The 19,743-nt window shown below is 41.9% G+C and carries 10 protein-coding genes; 8 read left to right on the top strand and 2 right to left on the bottom strand.

The window, feature by feature from the left end:
* Positions 1-19: 19 nt before the first annotated feature.
* Positions 20-562, bottom strand: a complete 543-nt coding sequence (locus NSQ29_RS12480; protein WP_052404286.1) for an RICIN domain-containing protein — start codon at positions 560-562, stop codon at positions 20-22.
* A 471-nt stretch (positions 563-1,033) separates the two neighbouring features.
* Between NSQ29_RS12480 and NSQ29_RS12475 the strand changes: the two genes are divergently transcribed.
* Positions 1,034-1,927: a hypothetical protein gene (locus NSQ29_RS12475; RefSeq protein ID WP_341125209.1), complete on the top strand. Its 894-nt coding sequence runs from the start codon at positions 1,034-1,036 to the stop codon at positions 1,925-1,927.
* A gap of 103 nt (positions 1,928-2,030) precedes the next feature.
* Here the strand turns inward: NSQ29_RS12475 and NSQ29_RS12470 are convergent, their stop codons facing one another.
* On the bottom strand, positions 2,031-2,252 hold the full coding sequence (locus NSQ29_RS12470) for a DUF3955 domain-containing protein (RefSeq protein WP_149644521.1): 222 nt from the start codon (positions 2,250-2,252) through the stop codon (positions 2,031-2,033).
* A gap of 388 nt (positions 2,253-2,640) precedes the next feature.
* Between NSQ29_RS12470 and NSQ29_RS12465 the strand changes: the two genes are divergently transcribed.
* From NSQ29_RS12465 to NSQ29_RS12435, 7 genes are all read left to right on the top strand, one after another.
* Positions 2,641-4,200, top strand: a complete 1,560-nt coding sequence (locus NSQ29_RS12465; RefSeq protein WP_341125208.1) for a response regulator transcription factor — start codon at positions 2,641-2,643, stop codon at positions 4,198-4,200.
* A complete protein-coding gene (locus tag NSQ29_RS12460; protein WP_076285728.1) occupies positions 4,197-5,975 on the top strand; it encodes a sensor histidine kinase in 1,779 nt (592 codons plus the stop codon). The genes NSQ29_RS12465 and NSQ29_RS12460 overlap by 4 nt, the downstream gene beginning before the upstream one ends.
* A gap of 185 nt (positions 5,976-6,160) precedes the next feature.
* A complete protein-coding gene (locus NSQ29_RS12455; RefSeq protein WP_341125207.1) occupies positions 6,161-7,471 on the top strand; it encodes an ABC transporter substrate-binding protein in 1,311 nt (436 codons plus the stop codon).
* 228 nt (positions 7,472-7,699) lie between these two features.
* Positions 7,700-8,512: a carbohydrate ABC transporter permease gene (locus tag NSQ29_RS12450; protein WP_427469193.1), complete on the top strand. Its 813-nt coding sequence runs from the start codon at positions 7,700-7,702 to the stop codon at positions 8,510-8,512.
* Positions 8,512-9,333, top strand: a complete 822-nt coding sequence (locus NSQ29_RS12445) for a carbohydrate ABC transporter permease (protein WP_042188171.1) — start codon at positions 8,512-8,514, stop codon at positions 9,331-9,333. Before NSQ29_RS12450 ends, NSQ29_RS12445 begins: the two co-directional genes overlap by 1 nt.
* A gap of 37 nt (positions 9,334-9,370) precedes the next feature.
* Positions 9,371-12,439 (top strand): glycoside hydrolase family 2 TIM barrel-domain containing protein, encoded by a 3,069-nt coding sequence (locus tag NSQ29_RS12440; RefSeq protein ID WP_341125206.1) that lies wholly within the window; start codon positions 9,371-9,373, stop codon positions 12,437-12,439.
* Positions 12,440-12,649: 210 nt separating this feature from the next.
* Positions 12,650-19,663: a discoidin domain-containing protein gene (locus tag NSQ29_RS12435; protein WP_341125205.1), complete on the top strand. Its 7,014-nt coding sequence runs from the start codon at positions 12,650-12,652 to the stop codon at positions 19,661-19,663.
* Positions 19,664-19,743: the final 80 nt, after the last annotated feature.

Genomic DNA, 19,743 nt, shown 5'->3' with positions numbered 1-19,743 from the left:
TCTTGTATTTGGCAATAGCTTAATTTTTTCGTATATATTCTATATACCAGTGCTGATTGTGACCGCCGTTATCACTCCATTGAATGGCCTGCGCACCGCTGGTTTTATCTTGTCCCGATATATCCAATAACTTGCCACTGGCTCGGTTTTTAATTTTATACATGTTTTTTTCACCAGTTGGAATAAGCTCCCACTGTTGGTTCCACCCGTTATTGCTCGGCCATTGTATAACACTGGCCCCATCGGATGAAGATGCTCCGTTGACATCCAATAAATCTCCGCTAGCTATGTTTCTGAAATTATAATATCCGTTTTCTGCAATTTCGAGATACCATTTTTGATACTCTGCTCCTTGATCGATGTATTGTACGATAAGCGCACCGTCTGCTTGTGAATCCGCTCCGCTGACTGACAGCACGTTATTGCTGTGTTCATTAATAATTTTGAGAGGAATTGGCACTCCAGCGTACGTCGTTGAAGTTAGTGCGAGTGATGATGCAGATACAACTAACACAAGTGCCAAAAGAGTTTTCAAACCGTACCGAATGAGAGATCGTTTCATGAAAATACACTCCTTCTTCAATTTAATTTAATTTCTTAACCTGCGGCCTGTCCAATTTAAAAACAAGCTTTATGTATTCAACTTAACCACCTCCTAAATCAGTAAATGTATTGCATGTCATTTGATAGAATCTGAAAAAGGACTCTATCCTCAAAAGTAAATAGAAAAAATATAAATAAATAATGGTTCATTTGCTAAGAATATACTTTAATTTCAAATAATGAGTCAATATGATTTTTTTCGCTATTTATATAAAAATAATACTATCAACAGCTTTAAATGAGCACTTCAAAAACCAAAAAATACTCATCCGACCATAAAAAGACACGGATACAAGTCAGTGTCTTTTTGTGGACATTTATGATATTTCACTTCTATGTTCAGTGCTAAAGGAAATATCTTCTTGTCTACTTTTTAAGATATTCTTGGTAAGGTAAGGGGATATCAATGAATAAGAGGTGATGAGTTGTAATGATTAAGAAATACTGCTTGTTCTGTGATGAGATGGTATCCATTACATCGGAAGGTGATTACGATAGATTTTTAGGCTGTAATTGTTCTCCTGACGGGTTCTATAACTTATTGAGAGACAGCTATGAGCCTATAAATTCTCTCGCGCATCCAAAGAAACGCGATATGTTTCATGTGATATCGGCTTATATACGGGAGCTGACAGATCGTGGAGAAAAGGTCAGTCTATCGGCCGACGATTTAGAATCCATTGTAAATTCCTCGAAAATTCCAGTGACGATTGAAGATAAAGGAAACCGTTTACTGCAATACTTATACAGACATTCTGAAGCCCCTGGGGAATCCGTTGTTATTCAGCCACTCTCCAGTAGCTATAACCTAACGTATTCGCCTAATCTGCAAGAACTGGTATATATCATAGATAAGCTGATTAACGAGCAGTTTATGATCAGGGAAGGCATGACTTTTAAGCTGACGGACAAGGGATGGAATGAAGCTGCCGCAATCGCAGGAGGCAAAAAATTAAAACCCTGTATCGTTCTATTGTCAGATGCGGAGGATTTGCACACGGAGTGGGTGGATAAGCTGCTTCCTAAAATCGAGCAGTTTGGTTATATACCACGGTTACTAAGGCATACGTCAATGCAAAACCTTGAACCGTATTCTTTGGTGCTTATAGAGGAGAGTAAACTGATTATCGCTGATTTAACCGGCCAATCTCCTGAAGTGTATTTTACTGCAGGATATGCGCTCGGGTTGAACATTCCAGTGATTTGGACTGTGAACAGCAGCGATGCCAATGATCTTTTTGTACAAGTGAAAAATATCCGTCCAATCGTTTGGGATACAGCTGAAGAGCTGGTAGTCTTACTCCAGCAGAAATTGAGTTTATAGAGTCCATGTCAAATTTAAAATGAACATCCAACGCAGAAGAAGCCGCGAAATATTGCGGCTTCTTTCTTTTTGCTATAAAAGTTAATGTCCTCATACAACGCTATTACGAAATCTTTTTTCTATTATTGAGGACTGACCCGAGACCTACGAATAGGAATGCTACAATACTGCAGAAAAAAAATAGGTAACTAAGCGGAATTAAGAAAAAAGCCGGCTCATGCAAGATTCCATCCGGTCCCACGCTTGAACCCACCATACGTGAGATCATTAAACTGATGATGCTTAATAATAATGGTGAAGCGGCTATTAGATATTTCTTTTTCATATGACATTCTCCTTTACTTGATAATCATATAATACACAAAAAACACTCGCGAATCAACATTAATTTATTGTAATTCGATATATCATTATTGTAAATCAAATGAATTAACTTGTGCTTGGAATTGGATTTGAAAATGGGGACTTGACCATAATTGCTGGTGAGGACTATTATTTGGTTTAAACAAATTTAAGAAGTCTCAAGGCTTTATTTGTATAGAAGGTCGCTCCAAGTCGGAAGGATTGAACTGTAACAGATAAATAGAAAACGGTTACATCCAATGCTTCGATAGTATGGAGGAACGGCGTTCTGATCATTTGTATGACTTTTTAAATTTGTTCAATCAGTGAATGAACATAATAACAGGTTGAACAGCTGCAAGGGGGCAGATATGAAACCAATATTTAAGATTATGATTGTGGATGACGAGATGCTGGTTAGACAGGGAATAAAACATCTTTTGGATTGGGAACAAGAAGGGTATCGAATCGTCGGAGAGGCCTCTAACGGTGTTGAAGCACTGAGTATGATGGATGAGCTGAATCCTCATATTATTATTACGGATATCGTAATGCCAATAATGGGCGGGGAGAAGCTAGTCAAGATCGTTAAGGAGAAGTACCCACACATTGAAGTAATCGTTTTAAGCAGCTTCAGTGAATACGATTATGTCCGTTCCACATTTCAGAGTGGGGTAGCAGATTACATCCTTAAGCCGAAGCTGGAAGCCGATTATCTGTTGTCCATCCTAAATAAAACTACAGCTAAGATGGCAGGGATGAAGATAAGCGACTCAGGGGCCGATCCAGAGGAAAAGCAGCTTTTGTTCGCGATCGAGAAGCTCATGACGGGATATGAGTCAGTGCTAGAACCTGCTTTGCTTCATTCCAAGTTTCCACACGCACAATTCGCATTTTTCGGAGCAGATATGAAGCATATTAAAGATTCTGGTGATAAGTTAACGTTCGCAAATGAAATCGAAAGAGGAATTCAAAAGTTAGCATTGGACGATGTTGTGTTTATTCGGTTAAAGTTTGTTAACGACTCGGTCATTTATTTGCTTAACGTTAATCCAGAACATTGGGACGAGCTTGTGATTGAACTCCGTTATCTGATCTCAGAAATAGAACATCGTGTGAGAGAAACACATTTTATTATCAGTCAGAGCTTCGCGCACTTCGAGAGACTTGGTGAGATTTATCGAGACAATTACTTGAAGCTTACACGATACAGTTTCTACTTGCCAGAACGAAGTCTGATTGAGAATGATCATTTGCCGGGTCTTCCGGGAGCATATCAGGAAATTGATATGGGAGAATTAATGGACCAGTTGAGACGTAAGCAATTCCAGAAGGCATTTACAGAGTTTCTTGAATATGTCCATCTGCGTTCAATGGATTATCGCATTGATATTTTCGAATTTAAATCGCTATTGGGCAACTTTATATTTAACGTAGCGACCACGCTTGGAAAAATGAAGTGTGAGATCGGAGGTCTGGAGGAGACCAAATACGACTACTTCCGAAAAATAGATGAAGCGATGTATGCAAGTGATGCTATTGCTGTTACCGAAGCATTCATTCGAGAAGTTGAGCGCACGATTGGTGAGACGAATTCATCGGTTAACCCCAATATGACAAAGCTACTCGAATATATTCAGAATCATTATGCAGATCCGATCACACTGACAGGGGTAGCTAGACAGTTCCACTTCAATGCTTCTTATTTATCGAGTTATTTTACTGCCCATAATGGAGAAGGCTTTAGTGAGTACCTGAATAAAGTCCGTTTGGAAAAAGCTATGGAATTGCTCGAGACAACAGAAAAATCAATTTCCGATATTAGCGCAAGCGTGGGATATTCAGATCAGAGTTATTTCACCAAGGTATTTAAAAAGCAGACTGGCATTTCTCCAAGCCGGTACCGGAGACGGGACGTAGAGCAGCCATGATTGGAAATTTCATTAACAATATTAGAAAGCAGGGCTTATTCCTCAAGCTGTTTCTCGTGACCCTAATTAGCATCGTAACTGTATCACTCTTGACGCTGGCTATTACAATTAGTATGTCGGAGAAATTATTTTTACAGACCTTTAGTATTACAAACGGCAAACTGCTGAATCAGATGAAGACAAACCTGGAATCGTATAACAATATTATTGCTACCGGTGCTACTATGATGGCTCAAAATGAAGCTATCCGGAACTATTTATCTAGCGGAGAGACGGATGCAGTGAATCTTGCGATCAAAACATATCACATGACAGAGGGCATGCGGGCAATCCGCTCTAACCTCAGCGCCATTGATGTTGGTATCATGATCGTGGGTGTAAATGGCAGGAGTTATTCAACAGATCCTTGGTATTGGGACATTTCTGCAGATGAACTAATGGCTCACCCAATAACGAAGGAAACCATATCCCATCCTGATCAAATCCTGTACCAGCTCGATCTAAGGGAAAATAAAGAGAACGTGAAAGAGCCTATGCTGGTAGCTTCCAAAGCTTTATTTGATCATTCGACCGGAAGAATTTATGGCACCATGTACGTAGCCATTCGTGATCGAGATTTCAAGCCCTTTTATGCTAACTTTACGAGTGAGGGTAATGACGTCGTGTTGCTGAATAAGAAGGGATTAATTGTATCCAGCAGCAAGACAGAAATGATTGGGCTCCGCGATAAAAAGCTGCTGCAAGAAGTAGAGGATGGAGGTAAAAATGGCGATTCTACCTATGTGATGGGGAATGAACGAATTGTTTTCTCGGAATACTTACCTGAATTTGATTTTTATATGGTGAACCTGATAGATAAGAACGCCGTGACCGGACAGATGGTGAATGCCAAAGCGGTGACACTGACAATCATGGCTATCGTGGCAATATCGCTTATTATTGTTTTTTTGATCACCCGAAAAATGACGAAGTCCTTGCGTGTACTCGTTAAACAGATGTCGAGTATTCCTACAGGTGATTTCGATAATCATGTAGATGTCACTAATAGTAGTTATGAAGTTAAGGAGTTAGGTAACGCCTTCAATTTTATGCTTGATTCACTTCATGATTATGTTGATAAGCTGATGGAGACTCAAAAGCAACAACGTAATGCGGAGCTGGCGGCACTCCAAATGCAGATTAACCCACATTTTTTATATAATACGCTGGCTTCTATCAAATTTCTGGTGCAGCAGGGCAATAAGGAAAAAGCAGCTGGAACGATAAATTCACTAATCTCACTCCTGCAAAATACAGTAAGCGATGTTCATTCTACCATTCCTGTTAGTCAAGAATTGGAGTCGTTGAAGCATTATGTGTATATCAATCACGTGAGATATGGTGAGAAGATCCGTGTGAATTACTTTGTGGAGCCAGAGAGCTTGGATTATCATATGCCGAAGCTAATTCTTCAACCTTTTATCGAAAATGCTTTCTTTCATGCATTCAACCTTAAAGATGAGGGAAGAATTCTCATCATGATTTCCGTGCAGGAAGAGCAACTAGTATGTGAAGTTGTAGATAACGGTGATGGAATGGATCTTGACCCGAATTTGCTGGAAGAGGAGCAGCTACCAGCTTCGAAGCACAAACGCCAACTGTTCTCGGGGATCGGTATACGGAATGTGGATGACAGAATCAAATTGTTATACGGTGAGAGATACGGGATTAATATTACAAGCAAACGGAATGAAGGTACACAAATCGTTGTTACGCTTCCATTGTTAAAAAACTAAAAATTTTACATGAATCTAAAAAAAGTACCAGAGTCGATATGAGAATCAAAATAGGACCCAATAATATCACCAAAGCTAACAAAGATACTGCCAAAGAAAACGAATACAAAATGATAAGATGGAGGCGTAGCAGAGAAAACGCTTCCATCTTTATTATTTTTCAGACTATCAAGGGGGTTTACGTAGTGAAAAAATTATTATCCGTAATGCTAGCTAGTGTGGTTCTACTGTCGGCATGTTCCACAGGTGGAACGAAAAATGAAACGAGCAACTCTGGTAACTCCGGTGCCAAAGGTAGCAGCAAGCCAAAAGAGATTACAGTTTGGGCTTGGGACCCGGCGTTTAACATTGCCGCTATGAATGTTGCCAAAGATGCTTATGCGAAAGTTAATCCGGACGTAACGGTTAATGTCGTTGAGAACGCTCAAGCTGATATCGTTCAAAAGCTGAATACGGGGCTAAACTCTGGTTCCACGAAGGGTCTTCCTAACATTGTGTTGATCGAAGATTATCGTGCACAGAGCTTCTTACAAGCTTATCCAGATTCTTTTTATGAATTGACGGATGTTGTAAAGGCTGCTGACTTTGCGGATTATAAGATTGGCCCTACCAGTGTTGACGGCAAACAATACGGTGTTCCGTTTGACTCTGGCGTAACTGGAATGTATGTACGGACAGACTATCTCGAGCAAGCAGGCTACAGCCTGGATGCATTACAGGATATCGACTGGAAGCAATATATCGAGATCGGTAAAGCTGTAAAAGAGAAAACCGGCAAAAGCATGCTAACACTTGATCCGAACGATCTAGGACTTATCCGAGTGATGATCCAATCGGCAGGCGCATGGTATACCGGAGATGATGGTCAGACTCCGACCATAGAAAGCAACCCTGCTTTGAAAGAGGCACTTGTAATGTACAAAGAAATGATGGATTCCGGTATCGTAAAAGTAATTTCAGACTGGAGTCAGTTTGTAGGTGCATTCAATGGTGGTGAAGTGGCTAGTGTACCTACAGGTAACTGGATTACACCTTCGATTAAAGCAGAAGCTTCTCAATCTGGTAAATGGGCAGTAGCTCCACTACCTAAATTAGGAGCAACAGAAGGCTCTGTTCACGCTTCCAACCTTGGAGGTAGTTCCTGGTACGTAATGAATGTAGATGGTAAAGAAGCAGCAGCTGAGTTCCTATCTAAGACTTTTGCTTCTGATGCTGAACTGTATCAGACGTTGAATACAAAAGTTGGTGTTATCGGCACCTTGAAAGCTGCGGCGAGCGGTGAAGCTTACTCAGCTGCGGATGAATTTTTCAAAGGCCAAAAGGTCGTATCAGACTTTGCAGCATGGACCGAGCAAATTCCTAACGTCAACTATGGCATGAACACTTACGCAATCGAAGACATTATGGTTGTAGCAGTACAATCTTATCTAGGTGGCAAAGATGTAGACACTGTTCTGAAAGATGCGCAGAAGCAAGCGGATACTCAAATTCGCTAATCGCACTTAGGCTGTACAACCGATGCCCTTGCTCCTTCTTCTCCTGTAAATTGGATTTATACAGAAGGATAGGTAGCAGGGGCTTTCATCTCTAATATATAAGACAGAAGGGTGCGGAGTGGAGTGGAAACTATAAAGACAGGGCTAAGCCCGCAAAAACATAAGAGCTCTAAAGGGTCACGGCAGATCCGTCTGACGGGTTGGTTATTCGTCCTTGTGCCGGTCATTATGATCAGCGTTTTCTATTTTTATCCAATGATTCAAGCTTTAATTCTATCTTTTAAGACGGGTAGAGGAAGCAATCTTCATTTTACCGGACTAGATAACTATATTCGATTGTTTAGCGATACTACTTTTCTTACTGCCGTCAAAAATACATTTATTTATTTGATTATTCAGGTTCCAGTCATGCTGGTACTAGCGCTCTTTATCGCCGTCCTGCTAAATGACGATAGACTGAAATTTAAGGGCTTTTTCAGAACGGCTATATTTCTGCCGACGGTAACCTCACTTGTAGCGTATTCCGTTGTTTTCAAGTACATGTTTGGAGCCGAAGGGATCATTAACAAATTTCTGGTGAGTCTTCATCTAATCAGCGAACCGATTCAATGGATTACTGATCCCTTCTGGGCCAAAGTTACCATCATCATTGCTATCACTTGGCGCTTTACTGGCTATAATATGATTTTCTATTTATCATCCCTGCAAAATGTAGACAAATCTATTTATGAAGCTGCTCACATAGATGGCGCTAGTGCATTTACTCAATTTTTCAAAATCACAATTCCTCTATTGAAACCGATTATCTTGTTTACGACGATAACATCGACCATTGGAACACTTCAGTTGTTTGATGAGGTGGTTAACATCACGAAAGGTGGACCCGGCAATGCAACCATGTCGATTTCCCAATATATTTACAACCTTTCCTTTGAATACACACCTGACTTTGGATACGCTGCAACCGTCTCCTACTCGATTGTTGTAATGGTACTCATTCTGACGCTGATTCAGAACAAAGTAGGGGGAGACAAGAGATAATGAAAACTAAACGCATGTTTACTTACCTGTTTCTAGTCATCGCTGCGCTGATCTCTATCTTTCCATTTATCTGGATGGTTATTAGTGCCACAAATCAGTCGGTTGATGTAACTAAAGGGACATTACTTCCGGGTACGCATCTCTTTAAGAATATAGACAATCTCTTTAGTTCAGTGGATATGTGGCAGGCTCTTTGGAACTCTGCAAAAATCTCTGTTGTTACTACTTTACTTTCACTATTGGTAGCATCGGCGGCTGGATATGGTTTTGAAATGTACCGCAGCCGTGGTAAAGATATCGTATTTAATATCTTACTAGCCTCTATGATGATTCCGTTCGCGGCAATCATGGTACCTCTATTTCAAATGTTTGCCAAAGTATCGAGTGTTGTGCCGTTCCTTGGTATCGATACAGCAGCAGCAGTTATTATGCCGACATTTACAACAGCATTCTTAATTTTCTTCTTCCGTCAAAACACAAAAATGTTTCCTAAAGAAATGATGGAAGCCGGTCGCATCGATGGTCTTTCGGAATTTGGTTTATTCTTCCGCATATATATGCCAACGATGAAATCAACTTATGCTGCCGCGGCGATTATCACCTTCCTTAACAGCTGGAACAACTATTTATGGCCTTTGATCGTATTGCAATCACCAGAAAATATGACCGTGCCATTGCTAATATCGAATCTTGGATCGGGTTATGCGCCTGACTATGGTCTGATTATGTCCGCGATTGTCATTACGACCCTGCCGACTGCCCTTGTATTTTTCATGATGCAAAAGCAATTTGTGGCTGGGATGACGGGTTCAGTTAAATAAGCTAACGATCATTTTAAAGCAGAAGGAGGAAAATTAGATGAAGCAGCAGGTTGAACGGGGCGTCGCTCCAAGTCTGGAATGGTTGTCAGACCCTTCCGTTTATGCAGTAGGCAGAATACACGCGCACTCCGATCATCGGTATTACGAGACGAAATTTGAAGCTCAAGGGCTTGGAGATATGCGTTGGCGGCATAGCCTGAACGGAAGCTGGAAATTTAGCTACGCCCACAATGCTATGGAACGACAGGCGCATTTTTATAAGGAGAACGTGTCCTGTAGAGGGTGGGATGATATTGAGGTTCCTGGACATATCCAGCTTCAGGGTTTTGGGCAGCCTCAGTACGTGAATACGATGTATCCATGGGATGGTCATGAGCATCTTAGACCTCCGATGATATCTGAGGATCACAATCCTGTAGGCAGCTATGTTAAATATTTTGAAGTGCCTGTAGGCTGGGAACAACGTCCACTGTATATCTCTTTTCAGGGAGTTGAATCCGCTTTTTATATCTGGCTAAATGGGGAGTTTATTGGCTATAGCGAGGATAGCTTTACGCCGAGTGAATTTGATCTGACACCGTACATGACGGCAGGTGAGAATAAGCTGGCGGTTGAGGTCTATCAGCGCAGTACCGGAAGTTGGTTGGAGGATCAGGATTTCTGGCGCTTCTCCGGAATCTTTCGCGATGTGTATCTATATACTGTGCCTGATGTTCACGTGCGGGATCTCCACGTTCAGACCGATCTGGATGAGAAGTTTGAGCAGGGAACGCTAACGGCTGTATTGCAGTTGATGGGTAAGCCTGCTTCGAAAGTGGTCCTTGAACTTAAGGATAAGGCAGGTAATCTTGTAGTTCGTAGTGAGACTGGAGTTTCAGGAGATTCCGTTTCGCTTACGCTTGAGGCATCAAAGGTTCATCTGTGGAGCGCAGAAGATCCTAATTTGTATACCCTTTACGTATCTGTCTTCAACGCATCCGGCGATCTTGTGGAAGTCGTGCCGCAAAAGGTTGGATTTCGAAAATTCGAGATGATCGATAAGATTATGCACTTAAATGGTAAACGTATTGTATTCAAAGGTGTCAACCGGCACGAGTTTAATTCGCGCTTCGGACGCAGTATTACGAAAGAAGATATGCTGTGGGATATAAAGACTTTGAAACAGGCGAATATCAACGCTGTACGGACGTCGCACTATCCGAATGAAACACTCTGGTATGAGCTGTGTGATGAATACGGTGTGTATGTTATTGACGAGATGAATTTAGAATCGCATGGATCATGGCAAAAAATGGGTGTTGTAGAACCGTCTTGGAACATACCGGGCAGTAAGCCTGAATGGCAGGATATCGTAATGGATCGTGCGATTTCCATGGTGGAGAGAGACAAGAACCATCCATCGATTCTGATTTGGTCCTGTGGCAACGAGTCTTTTGCCGGAGAAGTCATTCGGAACGTTGCAAATTATTTTCGTGAGAAGGATTCTACGCGTCTGGTTCATTACGAAGGGGTGTTCCATAACCGGGATTATGATGATGCGAGTGATATGGAAAGCCGGATGTATGCGAAAGCAGCAGATATCGAAATGTATCTAAAAGAAAATCCATTAAAGCCATATATTAGCTGCGAATACATGCATGCGATGGGGAATTCCGTTGGAGGATTGCATAAATACACAGAGCTAGAGCAGAAGTATCCAATGTATCAAGGTGGATTTATCTGGGATTTCATGGATCAGGTCATCGTAAAAAATGATCGATATGGCAAACCTTATATGGCTTATGGTGGAGACTTCGATGACCGTTCAACCGATTACAACTTCTCAGGAAACGGAATTGTGTATGCGGATCGCAGATGGTCTCCGAAAATGCAGGAAGTGAAATTTCTATATCAGAACGTCAAACTTTCCCCTGATTGCTATGGGGTTATCATCAGAAATGAGAACTTATTTGTTGGCTTGGATGCTTATAAATTGAACTATTGTCTGAATTATGAGGGCAAGGAATTCCATCGTGGCATTGTATTTGCCCAGGTTAAACCCGGAGAAGAAAGATATGTAGAACTTGATTTACCAGAGACTAACCTGTCTGGTGAGTATAGTTTAGATGTTTCTCTTGTGCTCAAAGAAGATTCGTTATGGGCAAGCGCTGGTTATGAAATCGCTTTTGGACAGTATGTATTTCAAGTTGAGAACAAGTCAGAAGATGAGGTTACAACACAGCCTAAGGTAAGCACTAATGTAAATGATTTTCGCGTAGTTGAAGGGGATGTAAATATTGGCGTTCACGGTCGTGACTTCTCTGTAATGTTCTCGAAGCAGGCTGGTACACTAATATCCGTCAAATATTCAGGACGGGAAATGATCTCTTCGCCGCCGGCACCGCTCTTCTGGAGAGCGATGACAGACAACGACAAGGGGGCGGGAATGCATTTCGACTCTTCCACTTGGTATGCTGCAAGCTTGAGCCGAAGAACCTTAAGCTTCGAGCTTATGGAAGAAGAGGACCGAGCGACTGTGACTTACGTGTATAAACTGAGTGTGTCAGAAGGAGTACGAGTAAGTGTAACTTACACGGTGTTCTCCGATGGGAGCATAAAGGTAAAATCAAGCTATCATGGAGAGCCGGGTTTACCGAAGTTTCCCCTTTTCGCTTTAACCTTCAAGGTGCCAGCGGATTATTACCAGCTGAATTGGTATGCGAATGGGCCAGAAGAAAATTATATTGACCGTTCGTTTGGCGCGAGATTGTGTCGCTTTCAGAATCATGCGGTGGACAATGTATCGTCCTATTTGGTACCGCAGGAATCGGGCAACCGTACAGGTGTGCGCGAAGTATCCGTAACCAACGATCTTGGTCAAGGGATTATAATATCCTCACCAGTCTCAGCCCCTGTTGAAGCCAACATATCGCCATATTCCGCAATGGAGCTGGAGAATGCGACGCATCATTATGAGCTGCCGAACATTCATCATACCGTTGTTACGATTGCCGGTCGTCAAATGGGCGTTGGCGGTGATGACAGCTGGGGAGCACCAGTTCTTGATGAATATTTAATTGATCCATCAATAGATTTGGATTTTGAATTTACAATTCGCAGAGCATAATTAGAGACGGATAGCAGTTGCCTCAATGGATAAGGTTGGGGCAACCAAATCCTATTTGTGAATGATTGAATAGTTGGTTTATACATATTTGTAATCGTTTACATTTTATGGAGGAGGTGTTTGTAATCTAAAAAATAGTTTGCAATGTTGATCGGAAGAGAGTAAAGAAGTGGTTTCTATGATTATTTTTATGAGAAGGGGGTAATCTGGATGATTACTACAGTTAAACGAAGGTTGACCATGTCTTTTCTTTCTATTTCTTTAGTCGTACCTATGTTTATGGGTTTAACAGGTCAGAAGGTAGATGCAGCGAATACTACGATTAAATTAGATCCAAACCATATGAAGCAATCTTGGGAGGGGTGGGGAACCTCACTTGCCTGGTTTGGTAATATCACTGGTGGTTGGAACGATAAAGTCAAAAATGCAATGGCTGATTCACTATATTCTCCAGACGGATTGAATTTTAATATTGCTAGATATAATATAGGCGGCGGAGAGAATCCTGCTTACAATACGATGCGCCAAGGAGGGGAAGTACCCGGATTCTCGCCATCACCTGGAGTATTTGATTGGGCGCAAGATGCTAATCAGCGTTGGTGGCTGCAGGCGGCTAAAGAACGAGGTGCCAACATTCTGGAAGCGTTCTCGAACTCTGCTCCGTATTATATGACGGAAAGCGGAAGTACGACTGGTCACTGGGATTCGGGAAAAGACAACTTGAAGCCGGATGAGTACGAGAACTTTGCTAATTATTTGACAGAAGTGGTTAAGCATTTCAAAGATGACTGGAATATTGACTTCAATTATCTATCACCAGTGAATGAACCTAGTACGAGTTACTGGGGATTCGGTGGGGGTCAAGAGGGTTCCCACTGGGATGTTGGTTCTCAAATGAAAATCATAAATACGACACGTGCTAAATTGGATGCAGCAAATCTACAATCTGTACAAATAGCTGCCATGGATGAATCTATTCTGGACACCTTTGTAAGTAACTGGAACTCTTATGATGAGACAACTAAAGCTAATGTTGGTAAAATGAATACCCACTCCTACGGTGGTTCAAAGCGAGCTGAGATCAGAAATGCCGCGAAAGCTGCAGACAAGACGTTGTGGATGTCTGAAGTGGATTTAGGTCCTTCTGGGGTTGCCCACGACCATGATGATTTCGAACCAGCACTAGCATTGGCAGAAAGAATTATGACGGACATTACTTGGCTAGAACCTACGGCGTGGATCACTTGGCAAGCGTTTGAAAGCGAGAAGAATATGCAAAAGGATAAGGAGAACATGAACTGGGGTCTCCTTCATGCAGATTTCGACACGCAAGAATGGTGGTATACGAAGAAGTATTACGCCATGCAGCAATTTAGTAAATTTATTCCGCAGGGTGCACGTTTCATAGAGGATACCGACGATAACACGTTGGCCGCTTATGATCCTTCAACTAAAAAAATTCATGTTGTATATAGAAATCCTAACGTAACCAGTCAAAATATTTCTTTAGATTTGTCACAGTTTGATACGGTCACTGGGGATGCAACGCCTTATGTTTCTTCCGCGACAGAGAATGTCGTACAAAAGGGCAAAATTCCTGTTTTGGATAAAATGCTGCAAGCTAAGGTTGGCGCGAAATCTATTACAACTTTCGTAATTGATGGAGCTTCCTTTACAAGCAACTTACTTATTCCTCAGAGCGATATGACGGTAACCGCAAGTAGTGCTCAGTCTGGTGAAGAAGCTGAAAGAACACTGGATGGGAATAATTGGACGAATTGGCATACGTCATGGGACCCTTATAATGCAGGACCGCATTCGATTACTTATGATCTTGGAGCGCAATATGATGATGTCAACAAGCTGAGCTATTTGCCTCGGCAAGATAAAGATGAGAACGGTATCGTAACGAAGTTTACCATCGAAGTGAGTTCGGATGGCGATAACTTCACACCGGTTGCGATAGGAACCTGGAAGAACGATAAATCTGAAAAAACTGCAACGTTTTCTTCGCGAAAAGCGAAGTTTGTAAGGTTAAAGGTAGATGAAAGTAATGGGTCTGGAGCGCAGTACGCATCGGCTGCAGAGATAAATATTATGAGAAAGTCCAATTTCACAGTGGATACGACTTTACTCGCTAATGCAATTTCTAGAGCAGAAGACTATATCTCAGCTAATAACGCAAATGTAAATGTATCGGAATTGCAAGATTTGGTGGATGAAGCCAAAGTTGTTCAAAAGAACACTTTAGCAACACAGGAAGAGATCACGCAAATCGTTTACAAACTGAACGTAGAATATAGCGTTTTAGGCCAAGGACTTATCCCACAAAGCCAGATGACGGCAACGTCTGACAATTCCGCATCTGAGGATGGGCCGGAGAAAACTATTGATGGCGATATTTTGACTAAATGGCATACTGCATATAACAACGAATATTCAACACTCCCGCATTCCATTACTTATAATCTAGGTAAAGCATATAACGGTATTTACAAACTTCAATATTTGCCACGACAGGATGTGGACTGGAATGGTGTAGTCACTAAGTTCGAAGTTTCTGTAAGTGACGATGGTGATAAATTCACCAAAGTAGTTGCAGAAGGAACTTGGAATGCCGATAAGACAGAGAAATCAGCAACCTTTAATGCGCAGGGTGCTAAATATGTTAGATTTACTGCACTTGAATCGAGAAGCGATGCAGGTAAGCAATATGCATCTGCTGCAGAGATCAATATTTTTAACAAGCAGGGATATAAAGTGGATTTCTCCAGCTTAGACAGCGCAATTCAAGCTGCAGAGAAGTTCAAAACAGATTCTGGGAAAGATGAGTCTTACTTCAAGAATCTGGACGCGATCCTTAGTCAAGCTAGTACTCTGCTAAATAGCGCAACAGCGACACAAGAAGAGATCGTGAAATTTGCCAGCCTTATCTTAACTGAAATATCCAATATTCAAAACAGTAATCCAAATATTAAGGGAATGAGCCTTTTCTATACACCAGAAGCCTATCACGCGAATCCAGCTAGTCTAATGGTGGATAACGATATTTCTACCTTCTACGAATCTAACTGGGACAAGAACGGACGGAAATACAAATCTGGCGATTATATCGTTATAGATCTGGGAGAGAGCGTTCCTGACGTTGGGAAGGTGCTTGTTACACCAAGACTAGACAAGGCGAATGGCCGCATCAAACAGTTCAAACTCTATTACAGCGGTGCGAACCTGAAGGATTTACCTGCTGACGCTGTCGGTACGCAAGCTTATTTGGACGAGAATTTCAAATTTGCAGCAAATGGCTCTTTTGATGACTATAGCACGAGTGTTCAATCCGCAACGTTCAAATCAGTTGAAGCTCGATATATTGCGATTCAGGCTATAACTACTGGCGGTGACGGTAACACACTCAGTTCAGCAGAAATTGCAGTTAGTCAGAAACAAACAACGACTTTTGATACTAGTAAACTACAATCAGCAATCGATCAATTGCGTACGTTGTCAGACATTAGTCCAAAAGTGGAAGCTGCGATAGAAAAGCAAATTTCAACGATCGGTGATCTTAGTGATTTAACCGAAGAAAGCATTTCGCAATACACCAGACAGATAAATGACTTATACAATCTCTATTTGACTGTAAATAACAGAAACTCCATTAAGAGCGGTGAAGTATGGTTGGATACGGAAGGCGTGCCGATTCAAGCACATGGCGGAGGCATTCTGTACAACGAGAAGAATAAGACATATTACTGGTACGGTGAAGACAAGACGGAAGGTTATCTTCCTACTGGAGTTCACGCATATTCGTCCAAAGATTTGTACAAATGGCAAAATGAAGGCATCGTATTGCCTGTCTTCAATAACCCTCAACTTGGCGAAGCTGTAGTGCCGGCTGGAAATGACCTGCCATTATATCTAGATGAAAATTCTGAAACGTACAAGAATAGCGGGGTTCCATACGATCCGTATAGGAAAGTAGAAATTAAAAGTAAAGATGAAGATTACACAGGTAACATGAAAGCGCCAAACAATACGCTCAGTAAACATAATTCACCAGCTCGAATCGCTGAGCTAAATGCGCTGTATGCGAATTATTCGAATGAAGAGAAGCAAAAGATGTATAAAGATTTCAACTGGGATAAAGTTGTCGAGCGTCCTAAAGTCGTCTACAACAAGAAGAACAACAATTATGTGATGTGGTGGCATCAAGACGGACCGATTGCTGGCGAATATTGGACAGCAGAAGGTGGTGTTGCTGTAAGCGATTCGCCGACTGGACCATTCACATATCTCGGCACATCCCGATTGCCAAATGTAGGTGATAAAGGTGGCAATGAAGGAATGCTTCGGGATATGACCTTGTATGTCGATGACGATGGTAATGAAGCGACGGATGACAAAGCCTACTTGATTTTTTCTTCCGAAGAAAATGCTACGACCATAATCATGATGTTGAACGATGATTATACTGGTCCAGCCCAGAATGAGAAGGGTGAATCCTTAGAAGGAACTCACTATGTGAGAGCATTTAAAGATTGGAGAGAAGCACCAACGATCTTTAAGCAAGACGGAGTCTATTATATGATTACGTCCGGTTTGTCCGGTTGGGATCCTAACGAAGCCCAATACCGCGTCTCCACTGAGGGAATGTTTGGACCGTGGGAAAATAAAGGAAATCCTATGGTTAATGACAATAGAAATACCTTCAGGAGCCAAAGCACGTTTGTACTGCCTTATCGGGATGGTAATGGTGTTCTGGTACCGAATAAATTTATCTTTATGGCCGATCGCTGGTACCCGAGTAATTTGAGTGATTCCAGATATGTTTGGCTTCCGATTGAACTCGATAACGAGAATCGCAGAATTGCGGTAAGTTGGCATGATGAGTGGGATACTTCTCTATTCAAGACCGGTACGACTATTAACTTCAATAGTAATGGAGGAAGTTCGATTTCTTCCTTGTATGGGGTTGAAGTCGGTACGAAAATTACTGCGCCAACAGAACCGACTCGTGATGGATTTAAATTTGTGAATTGGTATCAAGACGCAGCCTTGAATACAGTATGGGATTTTACTGTTGATACGGTTCCGGCAAATGATATTACTCTCTATGCGAAATGGGAGCCTGTAGCTGCACCAGTGATTACAAATATCATGCCAGTCAATGTAGCTACGGTGATTGGAACTCCACCAGCGCTGCCAACAGTCGTAACGGCTGTATACAGCGATGGAACAACCCAAAATAAATCAGTTGTATGGGGCGTAATTGATCCTTCACAGTATGCCGAAGCGGGTAGCTTTAGCGTGAGTGGAATGGTAGACGGCACAGTGATTCCAGCTGTTGCAAATGTAATCGTAAGTGAGGATGTTTATAGAGCACAACTTGCAGCGCGTATCGCTGATGCACGAGCCATTCATGATTTAGTCGTGGAAGGAACGGCTGTTGGTCAGTATGCAATAGGTTCGAAACAGAAACTGATGGATTCGATCATGGAGGCACAGCAAGTGCTTGACAATGATTCAGCTACACAGTCTGAGTTAGAACAAGCAACAAATGATTTGAATTCAGCAATTCAAGTATTAGAGGCTTCAAAGAATCAACATGTTAAAGTACAGTCTATCTCAATCACGAGCGTTTCGTCGTCCATTGAAGTGAAGAAAGGAACTCTGCAGTTACAAGCGGAAGTCCAACCGGCTAATGCTACGAACAAAACCGTTACGTGGGCGGTCTATGAAGCAGATGGAAAAACTATAGCGGATAAAGCAATCATCAATACAAATGGGTTGTTAACGGCTGCGAAGAACGGCGTTGTGAAAGTCGTTGCAACATCCGTTGATAACACCACTGTTTACGGAATAAAAGAGATTATGATAAGCGGTCAAAATGACAGCCCAGAGCCTACTCCAAGCCCAGGAACAAATCCAGGCAACCCAACGACATCAACGAGTCCTACACCTACACCAACGACCCCTCCTACAAAAGAAGATCCACATCGTTATGTTCCAGCAGGAAAAGAACTACAAAGTGAAACTGCACAGAACGGAACAACGAGCCTGACCATTAACATCGATAAGGAAGCTTTAGCGAAGAAGTTAGAAGCTCTTAACAAAACTACAGGAACCCCTAATCTTGACATCGAGATTCCGGGAATGAATTCATGGAATGCAGTCAATTTGCCATTGGATGTCTTGTACAACAGCTTGAAAGCAAATAAGGAAACAATCATAACACTAAGAAGCCATTTAGGCAGTTATGAACTTCCACTTGCCAATCTTAATCGTGTAGAACTTGAGAAAGCAGCTAAAGTTGCGGGTGCAACCTTAATCATTCGAATGGATAATGTGACTTCACAGCATGAGCAGAAGTTTGAACAATCCATAGTAGAAAAAGGAATGAAACGAGTAAGCGACATCATCGTGTACAAAGTCATTCTTAAATCGAATGATAAAGAAGAAGAGCTTCAACGTTTCGGAAATCCGTTTATGACACGTTTCATAAATATGGATAGCGTTATTCAAGATCCAGCGACTGCGACCGCTGTTATGTTCGATCCGGTTACGGGACAACTACGATTCGTGCCATCGGTGTTCACCGTGAAGAACGGCAAGACTGAAGTCTCGATCTTCGGACTTGCAAATGGTCTATACACCATCGTTCAGAACAAGAAGGCATTCGATGATATGATTGGACATTGGGCGCAAAAGGATGTTGAGACGCTGGCATCCAAGCTGATCATTAACGGAATGACGGAACGGACGTTTGCGCCAGCTAGTCAAGTCTCGCGTGCTCAATTTGCGGCACTACTGGTAAGAGGACTGGGGTTATCGACGGAGTCGTTAACGAATGTGTTTGCAGATGTTAATACAACTGCGTGGTATGCACAGGATGTGAACACAGCAGCGAAACTTGGTTTGGTTCAAGGCGTTGGTGAAGGTAAATTTAGTCCGGATTCACGGATTACGAGAGAGCAAATGGTCGTGATGATCATGAACGCTATTCAGCTCTTTCAAGGAGATGATAGAGCAGAAGCTCAAATGCGCACTCCATTTGCCGATCAAGCTAGTATCTCTGGTTACGCTACCCAAGCTGTAACAGAAGCAGCAAGCAAAGGATTAATCAAAGGCAAAACAGAAACAGCTTTTGCTCCGCAAGATGCAGCCACACGTGCTGAGGCAGCGGTGATGATCAAACAAGTTTTGCAATACTTGAAGTTTATGAACTAGATAAATGTTAAAAAATTGTGCTCGGCTCACACTGAACTGTGAACCGAGCACAATGATTATCAACTAGTTATATAAGGAGG

The sequence above is a fragment of the Paenibacillus sp. FSL F4-0236 genome (assembly GCF_038000135.1).
GTDB lineage: Bacteria > Bacillota > Bacilli > Paenibacillales > Paenibacillaceae > Paenibacillus_AQ.
Note: the sequence above shows the minus strand (reverse complement) of the source record. Positions and strands in the feature narration are given on the sequence as shown.

Coding starts and splice junctions, on each gene's coding strand:
- NSQ29_RS12480 (WP_052404286.1), bottom strand. CDS start 562: ATGAAACGATCTCTCATTCGGTACGGTTTGAAAACTCTTTTGGCACTT.
- NSQ29_RS12475 (WP_341125209.1), top strand. CDS start 1,034: ATGATTAAGAAATACTGCTTGTTCTGTGATGAGATGGTATCCATTACA.
- NSQ29_RS12470 (WP_149644521.1), bottom strand. CDS start 2,252: ATGAAAAAGAAATATCTAATAGCCGCTTCACCATTATTATTAAGCATC.
- NSQ29_RS12465 (WP_341125208.1), top strand. CDS start 2,641: ATGAAACCAATATTTAAGATTATGATTGTGGATGACGAGATGCTGGTT.
- NSQ29_RS12460 (WP_076285728.1), top strand. CDS start 4,197: ATGATTGGAAATTTCATTAACAATATTAGAAAGCAGGGCTTATTCCTC.
- NSQ29_RS12450 (WP_427469193.1), top strand. CDS start 7,700: ATGATCAGCGTTTTCTATTTTTATCCAATGATTCAAGCTTTAATTCTA.
- NSQ29_RS12445 (WP_042188171.1), top strand. CDS start 8,512: ATGAAAACTAAACGCATGTTTACTTACCTGTTTCTAGTCATCGCTGCG.
- NSQ29_RS12440 (WP_341125206.1), top strand. CDS start 9,371: ATGAAGCAGCAGGTTGAACGGGGCGTCGCTCCAAGTCTGGAATGGTTG.
- NSQ29_RS12435 (WP_341125205.1), top strand. CDS start 12,650: ATGATTACTACAGTTAAACGAAGGTTGACCATGTCTTTTCTTTCTATT.